General features: G+C 68.0%; 10 protein-coding genes. 8 read left to right on the forward strand and 2 right to left on the reverse strand.

Annotated features, from left to right (window positions below; translation table 11 throughout):
• The first annotated feature begins 113 nt into the window (after positions 1-113).
• The 3 genes from H7965_RS26815 to H7965_RS26825 all read left to right on the forward strand — a co-directional run bounded on the left by H7965_RS26815 (position 114) and on the right by H7965_RS26825 (position 2,937).
• Entirely contained in the window at positions 114-1,649 is a 1,536-nt protein-coding gene (locus tag H7965_RS26815) for an ATP-binding protein (protein WP_222440838.1), read from the forward strand.
• 155 nt (positions 1,650-1,804) lie between these two features.
• The gene (locus H7965_RS26820) at positions 1,805-2,038 is read left to right on the forward strand and encodes a hypothetical protein (protein WP_186773609.1); all 234 of its coding nucleotides are present in this window, start codon (positions 1,805-1,807) and stop codon (positions 2,036-2,038) included.
• On the forward strand, positions 2,032-2,937 hold the full coding sequence (locus H7965_RS26825; RefSeq protein ID WP_186773610.1) for an EAL domain-containing protein: 906 nt from the start codon (positions 2,032-2,034) through the stop codon (positions 2,935-2,937). Before H7965_RS26820 ends, H7965_RS26825 begins: the two co-directional genes overlap by 7 nt.
• Before the next feature lie 678 nt (positions 2,938-3,615).
• Here the strand turns inward: H7965_RS26825 and H7965_RS26830 are convergent.
• Positions 3,616-4,311, reverse strand: a complete 696-nt coding sequence (locus tag H7965_RS26830) for an aspartate/glutamate racemase family protein (RefSeq protein ID WP_186773611.1) — start codon at positions 4,309-4,311, stop codon at positions 3,616-3,618.
• 194 nt (positions 4,312-4,505) lie between these two features.
• Between H7965_RS26830 and H7965_RS26835 the strand changes: the two genes are divergently transcribed.
• The 3 genes from H7965_RS26835 (at position 4,506) to mtnA (ending at position 6,695) form a co-directional block, all read left to right on the forward strand.
• On the forward strand, positions 4,506-4,943 hold the full coding sequence (locus H7965_RS26835) for a DUF983 domain-containing protein (protein WP_186773612.1): 438 nt from the start codon (positions 4,506-4,508) through the stop codon (positions 4,941-4,943).
• Positions 4,936-5,457, forward strand: a complete 522-nt coding sequence (locus H7965_RS26840) for a UPF0262 family protein (RefSeq protein ID WP_186773613.1) — start codon at positions 4,936-4,938, stop codon at positions 5,455-5,457. Before H7965_RS26835 ends, H7965_RS26840 begins: the two co-directional genes overlap by 8 nt.
• A 140-nt stretch (positions 5,458-5,597) precedes the next feature.
• Positions 5,598-6,695 (forward strand): S-methyl-5-thioribose-1-phosphate isomerase, encoded by a 1,098-nt coding sequence (gene mtnA, locus H7965_RS26845; protein WP_186773614.1) that lies wholly within the window; start codon positions 5,598-5,600, stop codon positions 6,693-6,695.
• Positions 6,696-6,697: 2 nt separating this feature from the next.
• Here the strand turns inward: mtnA and H7965_RS26850 are convergent, their stop codons facing one another.
• A complete protein-coding gene (locus H7965_RS26850; RefSeq protein ID WP_186773615.1) occupies positions 6,698-6,913 on the reverse strand; it encodes a hypothetical protein in 216 nt (71 codons plus the stop codon).
• A gap of 195 nt (positions 6,914-7,108) precedes the next feature.
• Between H7965_RS26850 and H7965_RS26855 the strand changes: the two genes are divergently transcribed.
• Together H7965_RS26855 and H7965_RS26860 are read left to right on the forward strand one after the other, a co-directional pair.
• Entirely contained in the window at positions 7,109-7,975 is an 867-nt protein-coding gene (locus tag H7965_RS26855) for a transporter substrate-binding domain-containing protein (RefSeq protein WP_186773616.1), read from the forward strand.
• Between the two features lie 271 nt (positions 7,976-8,246).
• Positions 8,247-9,803 (forward strand): gamma-glutamyltransferase, encoded by a 1,557-nt coding sequence (locus H7965_RS26860; RefSeq protein ID WP_186773617.1) that lies wholly within the window; start codon positions 8,247-8,249, stop codon positions 9,801-9,803.
• Positions 9,804-10,113: the final 310 nt, after the last annotated feature.

The raw sequence follows: 10,113 nt of genomic DNA on the forward strand, positions 1-10,113 counted from the left end.
CACCGGAAGCGGTGTTGCCCTGGCCGTCTGGCCCCGCCTACGCTCCGCTCCGGCAGGGCCAGACGGCCAAGCCAGAACATGGGTCAAGTCTCTCATAACCCGTGGATCCCCAAGTGGGGGCAGGTCAGGGGCTCCGTACGGCCAACGAGACTCTCTCGGCCCTGATCGAGGCATCGCCGGTGGCGATTGTCGGCTTGGACCTGGAGATGAACGTCCTGACCTGGAATCGCGCCGCCGAGCGCATCTTCGGCTTCGCGGCATCGGAGATGCTCGGTGGGCACTATGCCGCCATCGTACCGGAAGACGGGCGGGAGGGTCTCGGACAGCTTCGAGACCGGCTGCTCGGCGGCGAGGTAGTTCGCAATACCCGGGTGCGACGTCGCCGCAAGGACGGGACACTGCTGGAAATCAGCGCGTCCGGAACGGCACTGTTTGGGCGAGACGGGACAGCACGAGGATTCGTCATCGCCCTCGAGGACATCACTGAGCGCCAGGCCATCGAGGATCAGCTCCGCCAGTCGCAGAAGATGGAGGCAATAGGCCAGCTCACCGGCGGCCTCGCGCATGACTTCAACAACCTGCTTGGCGTGATCATAGGCAACCTCGATCTGCTCCGCGATCAGCCTGGCAACGAACCGGAGACGGCCGATATCATCGATCAGGCGCTTGAGGCGGCACTGCGGGGAGCCGATCTGAACAGGCGACTGCTCGCTTTCGCTCGCCGCCAGCCGCTTCAGCCACAGCGGATTGACATCAACGCGCTGGTCGCCCGTGTGGCGAAGCTGCTCGCCCGCACGCTCGGCGAGACGATCGAGGTACGGCTGTCACTGGCAGTGGACATCGGGACCGGGCTTGCCGACCCAACCCAGCTTGAGAGGGCGCTGACCAACCTGGCCGTGAATGCGCGCGACGCGATGCCGCAAGGCGGCCGGCTGACCATCGCAACGCACAATGTTGTCCTGGATGCTGACTATGCGGCCGTGAACCAGGGGGTACGAGGCGGCGACTACGTCGTGCTCGAAATCACCGATAGCGGCACGGGCATGGCTCCCGAGGTGCTAGCCCGTGCCTTCGAACCCTTTTTTACGACCAAGGAGGTCGGCAAGGGCACGGGGCTCGGCCTGTCGATGGTCTTTGGCTTCGCCAAGCAGTCGGGTGGTCACGTCAAGATCTACAGCGAGGTCGGGCACGGCACGACCGTGCGGCTTTTCCTGCCGCGGACGGCCGATGAGACCGCGGGCAACACCACGGCTGCGTCAGGCAAGGAGACCCCGCTGCCACGCGGCCGCGAGACCGTGCTGGTGGTCGAGGATAACGAGAAGCTTCGCATGGTGCTGCTGCGGCAACTGACCGAACTCGGCTACACGGTGCTAGAGGCGGAGGACGCCCGTGAGGCCCTGGCACTACTCGGGACAGACAGGCCGGTTGACCTGCTGATGACAGATATTGTCATGCCCGGCGGGATGAACGGTTGGGAACTGGCGAAGGAGGCCGCACGGCTGCGCCCCGGCCTCAAGGCGCTGTATACATCGGGCTTCCCCAATGCCGCCTTCGATTCCGGCGCCTTGCCCGAGGGCGCGCTCCTCCTTGGCAAGCCCTACCGCACAGCACAGTTGGCGCGGTTGCTGCGCGAAGCTGTCGCTGCGTGACTGGCCGAGTGAGGGCAGCAAGGAATATTCCGCCTTGAGAAAATGGTCCATAATTGAGATAAGCGGCGTTGAAAACTCCTTTTGGTTGTCCTCATTGGCATATTCTAACCATTAGCGGGTGCGCTTTGGCATCCAGGCTCCGGGAGGTGGCTGGTATGAACATCCTGGCCCTTGATGACGAAGCTGGCATCGGCAAGCTCATCAGCCGAGTGGCTGGTGGTCTCGGGATGTCGGCCGAAGCGACGACCACCGCGACCGAGTTCCGTTCGCGCTTTGAGGCCAGCGGCCCGATGCGGTCGTCCTCGACCTGCAAATTGGTGAGGATGACGGCATTGAGCAGCTCCGGTTCCTCAGCACAGCCCATTTCAACGGTCCGATTCTGTTGCTGAGCGGCCTCGACGAGCGCCTGGTTCAGACGGCACGGCGCGTTGGGGAGGGGTTTAGGCTCGCAGTCGCCGCAGCACTGACCAAGCCGATCCGGGTCGAGGGGCTACGCAGTGCGCTCGAGCAACTACGGCCGGCCGTGGTCTGGGTGCCTTCCCCCGAGGAGTTGCGCCGGGCGATCAATGCCGGCGAGCTGATGCTCCATCTTCAGCCCATTGTCGAGGCCGGTTCGCGGCGGCCGCTCAAGGCGGAAGCCCTGGCGCGGTGGCGCCATCCCGAACGTGGCTCGGTATCGCCCGACCGCTTCGTTCCTGTCGCCGAGGCCCACCCCGAGTTGGCGGACAGCCTGACGCTGTGGGCTATCGAGGCGGCAGGCCAGTGCCAACGGGATCTGGCGTCCCGGGGGCTTGACCTCGCAATCGCGGTAAACATCTCAGGGGCGAACCTACGAGATTTGCGCTTCCCTGATCGCGTGCAGGAAGCGGTACGGCGTGGCGGCGCGGAACCCTCCCGGCTTACGCTGGAGCTGACGGAGACGGCGGCGTTTCAGGATCCGGTGCGCACGGCCGACATCCTGCTCCGCCTGCGCATCAAGGGCTTTGAACTCGCGCTCGACGACTTCGGCACTGGCTACTCGTCACTCAAGGTGCTGAAGCAGATGCCGTTCTCGGCACTGAAAATCGACCGCTCCTTCATCGCCGACCTGCCAACATCGCGCGACTCAGCAGTGATCGTCGGAGCGGTGATCGACATTGCGCGGCACATGGAACTGCAGACCGTGGCAGAGGGCGTTGAGACCGAAGAAGTCGCGGTGGCTTTGGCGCGGATGCATATCGGTGCCTTGCAGGGTTATCACACCGGCCGTCCGATGCCGTTAGAGGAACTGGCCGTGTGGCTGACCTGAGAAGCCAGCCTCGCGCCATCTGACGGGTGCTGAAGATCGGTGGGGTCAGAGGCCGGTATTGCGGTGCCCATGACTGCCACGAGTATGAACCCTAACCAGCGGTGAAGGGCATCGACCACACCCGCACCAAGGAGATGAGCCAGCAGACCAACGGCACCTGCGATGCGGTTCCACAAGATGCTGCCCGACGACGTCTACCATGTCGCTTTCCGCAAGACGCTCTACGACAGCGCCGAGATGCTGCAGGCCGACCTCGATGCCTGGTAGTGATCTACAATGAGCAGCGTACCCACCAGCGCCACTGGTGCTTCGAAGACGCCGATGCGGACTTGCCTCGACAGAGCCGATCTCCCGCACGAAAAACAGAACCCGGCGAAGGCCACATCGCTGAGCCAACTGACATTTTCGATCCGGCGGACACCCACCAAACCCTGTCCGGACCCAGGGGCCCACTCCAGCGTCAGATCGACCACCTGTCAGATCATGTCGCTGCCTCGACAGAAGATCATCTGATCACGGCGCGCGGCCGCTGGTCATCCGGGCCTGATGCCGCGGCACGCCAAGCCTGGCCCAAGGTGAAGGCCACGGCGAGGATCGCCGGGCCGACGAACAGGCCGTCAGACCTGAACGCAATTCGCTGCAGGGCATTTCTGATGCGGAGGACGGCATGGCGGTCCGCTATTCCGCCGCGAAGCTCCTTGCCGCCGCCGCACCCCCATCCTCCGCCGCCCTGCCACGCAGTGCCAGCAGCGCCATCGCCCCGGCTGCCTGGCATGGCTCGATGACCGGCACGCCCGCGGCATCCTCGGCGGCGCGGGCATGGCCGGCGAGACCGGTGCAGCCCAGCACGATCGCCTCGGCCCCCTGGGCCACCAGCGCCCGGGCCACTGCCTGGAGGCGGGCGCGGGGCGCGCTGGGGTCGGTCAGCACCTCCATCGGCAGGTTCAGCGGTTCATAGCCCGCCAGCCGTGTCTCCACTCCCATTGCTTGCAGGGCCCGGCGCTGGCGTGGCCGGCTGGTTTCCATGAAGCCGATGATGCCGAAGCGCTCCGCGCGGGTCAGCGCCGCGGCAATGGCGCAGCGCAGCATCCCGAGCACGGGCCGCGGCGTTGCCATCCGCACCGCCTCAAGCCCTGGGTCGGAGACGCAGGCGATGACATAGGCGGCGGCGGCCTCGCGCTCGACCATCTGGCAGAGCGGCTCGGCCACCTGGTACCAGTCGCGCCAGGTGGCGATGGCGGGTGGGCCCTCCGCCAGCCGCACCACCTCGAAGCGGGGGCCGCCGGAGGCGGCCAGCGGGGCCAGCGCCGCGGCGATGCCGGCGGTGCAGGAGAGCGAGGAATTCGGGTTGATGACCAGGATGCGCTCGGACATGCACCCAGGCTTGCGCGCCGGGCGCCCAGGGCGCAAGCCCGGTTGCAATGCCGGTCGTGGATCACGGCGCTTGATAGGCTGCCGGCGCGGGCCAATATTGCGGTGCAGCATCGCGGCTCTTGCCGCGCAGCGGCCCTGGCCCCGCCGCCAACAGGCCAGAATGACGCGGTGCCGCCGCGCGAGAGGAGTGCAAGATGCGCTGGGATGCCAACCGTCCCGCCAGCCAAGCCACCGATTACCCGCCGCCGGCCCTCTGGCCCGCTGTCGGTCGCGGCCTGCGGAACCGCTGCCCATTCTGCGGGGTCGGCCGGGTCTTCGCCGGCTACCTGCGGGTGGTGCCGGAATGTGCCAATTGCGGCGCCCCGCTCGGCCGCCTCAGGGCGGATGACGCGCCGCCCTATTTCACCATCTTCCTCACCGGCCACCTGCTGCTGCCCGGGGTATTCTGGGTGGAGGAACGCTTCCAGCCCGCGATGTGGATCCACATGGTGATCTGGCTGCCGCTGTTCACCTTGCTTTGCATGGCGATGCTGCGGCCGGTGAAGGGTGCGGTGGTGGGCTGGATGAGTGCCCTCGGCTTCCTTGAGCCGGAGACGGCGCCCGCCGTGGCCAGGCGTCCGCCCGATGCCTGAGCGGCGGCTCGTCCCGGCACCGGCCGACGCGCTGGCGACACGGCGGCTGACGCATCTCATCCTGCCGGATGCGACGCCGCTGCGCTCCGCCTATGCCGAGGCCGACCGGCGGCAGGCCGTGGCCGATCTGCTGACCGAGAACCGCTTCGACCCGCTCGGCGTGCCCGGCGGGCCGTTCATGCTGCACCTCTGCGTCCGCGATGGCAGGCTGGTGTTCGACATCCGCGACGCGGCGGAAGTGTCGGTGCGGGCGGTGGCGCTGGCGCTCGGCCCGTTCCGGCGGCTGATCAAGGACTACCACATGATCGTCGAGAGCCATGAACTCGTGGTCAGCGAGGTCGGCTCGGGCGGCGCTCATGAGGCCCGAATCCAGGCGATCGACATGGGCCGGCGCGGTCTGCACAACGAAGGTGCAGAACTGCTGATGGCGCGGCTGGACGGGCGGATCGGATTGGATTTCGAGACGGCGCGGCGGCTGTTCACCCTGGTCTGCGCGCTGCACCAGCGGATCTAGGAGCCAGACCAGGCCGGTCCGGTGCATGCTGGCCGGCCAGGCGAGACCGGCAGCGCAGCCGCCGCGCCGGCCCGCGAGCCAAGGATTTTACCCTTGCCGGGGTTTGCTCTATCCCGGCGCCGCAGCCGGGAGAGGCCCCCATGAAGATCGACGGCAAGCCCTATCGCAGCGTCTGGGTCGACGAGGATGGCTGGTCGGTCCGCATCATCGACCAGACCAAGCTGCCCTGGGAACTCGACATCCTCCGCCTCACCGATGCGGAGGCGACGGCGCATGCCATCCGCTCCATGCAGGTCCGCGGCGCGCCGCTGATCGGCGCCGTTGCCGCCTATGGCGTGGCGCTGGCGCTGCGGGCGGATGCCTCGACCGCAAGCCTCGACCGCGCCGTGGCGATGCTGGGCGAGACCCGGCCGACCGCCATCAACCTGCGCTGGGCACTCGACCGGATGCGGGCCCGGCTGCACAACCTGCCCGCCGCGGACCGCGTCGCCGCCGCCTATGCCGAGGCGCTGGCCATCGCCGACAACGATGCCGAGACCTGCCGCCGCATCGGCCAGCACGGGCTGCCGCTGCTGCGCGAGATCGCCGCCCGCAAGCCGGCCGGGGCGCCGGTGAATGTCCTGACCCATTGCAACGCCGGCTGGCTGGCGACGGTCGATTACGGCACCGCGCTTTCCCCCATGTACCAGGCGCATGACGAGGGGGTGCCGCTGCATGTCTGGGTGGACGAGACCCGCCCGCGCAACCAGGGCGCGGCGCTGACTGCCTTTGAACTCGGCAAGCATGGCGTGCCGCATACTGTCGTTGCCGACAACGCCGGCGGCCATCTGATGCAGCATGCCGAGGTCGATATCGTCATCGTCGGCACCGATCGTGTCACCCGGCACGGCGATGTGGCGAACAAGATCGGCACCTATCTGAAGGCGCTGGCGGCGCGCGACAACGGTATCCCCTTCTGGGTGGCGCTGCCGCATTCGACCATCGATTGGCAGGTCGCCGATGGCGTCGCCGAGATCCCCATCGAGGAGCGCGCCGGCGCCGAGGTCACCGACCTGACGGGCCGCACCGCCGATGGCAGGATCGAGACGATCCGGGTGGTCGCGGAGGGCAGCCCCGCCGCCAACCCGGCCTTCGACGTGACGCCTGCCCGGCTGGTCACCGGGCTGATCACCGAGCGGGGGCGGTGTGATGCCTCGGAGGCCGGGCTGCGAGGCCTCTATCCCGAGGCCAGTGGCTGAACTCAGCCGCGGAACGGCTGTGGCAGTGCCTGTGCGCCGCGCTGCTCCAGCATCGCCAGCCCGCTGATCAGCAGGGTCCCGGCCCCGCAGGCCCCCCAGAAGGCAAGCATCGGCGGCACCCGCCCGGGCGCCATGGCGTCGCTGAGCAGCAGCGCCACCAGGACGGAGATCACGGAGAGGGCCCCGACGATGAGGCCGCAGGCAATGCGCTGGCGCATGGCGGCGAAAATCCCTGACAAGGCCGGGACTGCCCGACCGATAATATGCATTCAACTGTCCAGCCCTGGCAATTCTGGGCCGGGCTTGGGGCGATTTCGTGGCAACGGCAGCGGCTGCGACCGTTGGCCCGCCGGTTGCTTCATGGACGCGAATGCTGGATCGTCCGGCATCATTGCTTTCCAGGAGATATCGCCATGTCGCGCAGCCTGCTTGCCGCCCTCATCCTGGGCGCGGGCCTGGCCGGCACCGCCGCCGCCCAGACCACGGTCGGACCCGCCAACACCGGCCAGCCACCGCTGCGCTGCGGCCTTGACGGCACCTTCGCGCCGCATTCCTTCCCCAGCCTCCAGGGCGGGGTGCAGGGCTTCCAGGTCGACCTCTTCGCCGAGATTGCCAAGAAGCTGAACCGGCAGATTGTGATTGATTCGGCCAGCTTCTCCGGCCTGATCCCGGCGCTGAACGCCGGCCGGTACGATTTCCTCTGCGCCCCTACTACGGTGACGCCGGAACGCGCGGCGAACCTGCTGTTCACTGAGGGCTATCTTTGGACCGAGCTGCAATTCGGCATCCGGCGCGGCACCGCGCCGATCCGCTCGGAGGAGGATCTGCGCGGCAAGACCATCAGCGTGAACAAGGGCACGCCGTATGAGGCCTGGGTGCGCAACAACGCCGAGCGGCTGAACCTGACCCTGCTCGCTTTCGATACCCAGCCGGATGCGGTGCAGGCGGTGATCCAGGGGCGGGCCTTCGCCAACCTCTCTGGCAACACCGTCATCAAGTACAGCGCGACCCGTACGCCGCAGTACGTGGCGGATTGGGCGCTGCCCGGCACCCGCCTCCACTGGGGCACGCCCTTCCGCCAGGACAGCGCCGCGGCGCGCAACCAGGTGGAGGCAGTGATCGAGTGCCTGAAGAAGGATGGCACCATCGCCCGGCTGTCGCAGAAGTGGTTCGGTGCTGAGCCGAAACCGGATGACGCGGAGCGGGTGGTGTTCCCGGGCTTCGGGCCGCCCGGGCTGCCGGGATATGATGCGACGCCGAATACGGCGGCTTGCAGCTAGGCCAGGAAAAGAAATTCGGGGACTTGTCTCCGAACCCCTGCCGGGGGGCGAGCGTCCCGCCCCCCGGCTCTGGGGCGACCATTCGAACCGGTATGCCCGAGCTCCGTCTTGGGGGAAGCTCGCCCTCTCCAGACGGGGCTCGGGCGCGGGGCCACCGACCTTATCGTCCTGATTCCTGGTGGGGCTTCTCAAAGCCCCAGCGGAACCCCTAATCCACCTTCCCCCTCGCCCCGATCGGCGCGACCATGCCCTGAGAGCAGGAGACGCGCCGATGATTCCCCACACGACCCAGAATTGGCACCTCCACAAGCCGGCGGCGCGCGGCGGTGGCGGGATCGTCGTCTCCCAGGTGAAGACCGCGGCCGAGGCGGGAGCGGAGATGTTGCGCGCCGGCGGCAGCGCGGCTGATGCCGCGGTCGCCACCGCCTTCGTGCTGGCGAGTTTGGAGCCGTGGAATTGCGGCCTCGGCGGCATCGGCTTCGCCCAGGCGATGAAGCCCGGCATGGCCGTTGCCGAAACCTTCGACTTCGGCCCGGTCGCCCCGGCCGGCCTCGACCCCGCGGCCTATCCGCTGACCGGTCGCGCCAAGCAGGATCTCTTCCCCTGGCCGGAGGTGGAGGGCGACCGCAACATCCATGGCCCGCTGTCCTGCGTCATTCCGTCGGCCGTCGCCGGTTACGCGCTGCTGCACGAACGCCACGGCCGGCTGCCGATCCACGAAGTGCTGGCCCCCGCCGTCGCCCTGGCGAAGCGCGGCCTGCCGCAGGATTGGTACACCACGCTGAAGGTCGCCGCCTCGGCATCGGTGCTGCGGCTCTACCCCGAATCCGCCCGCATCTACCTGCCGAACGGCCTGCCGCCGGTGGCGCCCTACCAGGGCAAGCCGGGCTTCTTCACCCAGGGCAACCTGCCGGCCACACTGGAACGGCTGCAGCGGGCCGGGCTGCGTGACCTGTATGAGGGCGAGGTGGCGGCGCAGCTCGTCGCCGACATGAAGACGGTGGGCGGCATCATCTCCGCCGCCGACCTGGCCAACTGCCATGCCCGCGTCCTGCCGGCGATCGCCGCCCCCTGGCGCGGCCGTACCCTGATGCTGGCGAATGGTCTGACGGCGGCACCGACCCTGAAGCGGGTGCTTGCCGGCATGGCCGACGCGCCCTTCGGCGACGCGCCTTCGGCGGCTTGGTACGCCATGCTCGCCCGCGCCATGCAGGACGCCTATGCCGAGCGCCTGGCCGGCCTCGGCGATGCCGAGCCGTCTGGCGCGGACAGCTGCACCACCCACCTCACCGTCTGCGACAAGGATGGGATGATGGTGGCGATGACCACCACGCTGCTTTCCTCCATGGGCTCGCGGGTGGTGCTGCCGGGCACCGGCATACTGATGAACAACGGCGTCATGTGGTTCGACCCGCAACCGGGCACGCCCAATGCCATGGCCCCAGGCAAGCGGCCGCTGACTAACATGTGCCCGGTGATCGCCGCAACCAACGGCCAGCCGGAGATCGCCTGCGGCGCCTCCGGCGGCCGGCGGATCATGGCGGCGGTGTTCCAGCTACTGTCCTTCGTCGCCGATTTCGGGATGGACCCGGATGCGGCGGCGCATCACCCGCGCATCGATGTCTCCGGCCCCAGCGGCATCGCCGCCGACCAGCGGCTGGCGCCGGAGGTACTGGAGGCGCTGACCGCCGTCGGGCCATTGGAAGTGATGGAGCATGGCGTGTTGCCGCTGAACTTCGCCTGCCCGAACCTGATTCAGCGCGGGCCGGACGGAGCGGTGGGCATCAGCGATGCGATGACGCCGTGGAGCGGGGCGGTGGCGGCGTAGCGGGCCAGCGGAAGGCGGTCTGCACCACCGGAGGACCGTGACTCCGGCCGCGATCATCATTGGATCATTGCTATATTGACCAACGCAATCCGGCTGCCCGACATTCGGCCGTGTCGAATTGGTCCGCCTGCTTGAAGTCCGGCGCATGGCGTCGTGTGCGATCTTATACTGGAGACCCTGGTGCTAGAGCGAAATCTGACCATTCAGAGTCGCTGAGGATTCCCGCCCGGCGCGAAATCTGATTCACCGTGCCTGCTGGGCACGGAGGCCAGCTTGCATGGCGAGAACCCTGTCCGAAGATCTACGCGCC

It is taken from the genome of Siccirubricoccus deserti (genome assembly GCF_014283215.1).
Lineage (GTDB): Bacteria > Pseudomonadota > Alphaproteobacteria > Acetobacterales > Acetobacteraceae > Siccirubricoccus > Siccirubricoccus deserti.

Bases quoted from the DNA above. Each gene is read 5' to 3' on its own strand.
- H7965_RS26835 (WP_186773612.1), top strand. From the start codon at position 4,506: ATGCGCTGGGATGCCAACCGTCCCGCCAGCCAAGCCACCGATTACCCG.
- H7965_RS26860 (WP_186773617.1), top strand. From the start codon at position 8,247: ATGATTCCCCACACGACCCAGAATTGGCACCTCCACAAGCCGGCGGCG.
- H7965_RS26830 (WP_186773611.1), bottom strand. From the start codon at position 4,311: ATGTCCGAGCGCATCCTGGTCATCAACCCGAATTCCTCGCTCTCCTGC.
- mtnA (WP_186773614.1), top strand. From the start codon at position 5,598: ATGAAGATCGACGGCAAGCCCTATCGCAGCGTCTGGGTCGACGAGGAT.
- H7965_RS26820 (WP_186773609.1), top strand. From the start codon at position 1,805: ATGAACATCCTGGCCCTTGATGACGAAGCTGGCATCGGCAAGCTCATC.
- H7965_RS26850 (WP_186773615.1), bottom strand. From the start codon at position 6,913: ATGCGCCAGCGCATTGCCTGCGGCCTCATCGTCGGGGCCCTCTCCGTG.
- H7965_RS26855 (WP_186773616.1), top strand. From the start codon at position 7,109: ATGTCGCGCAGCCTGCTTGCCGCCCTCATCCTGGGCGCGGGCCTGGCC.
- H7965_RS26840 (WP_186773613.1), top strand. From the start codon at position 4,936: ATGCCTGAGCGGCGGCTCGTCCCGGCACCGGCCGACGCGCTGGCGACA.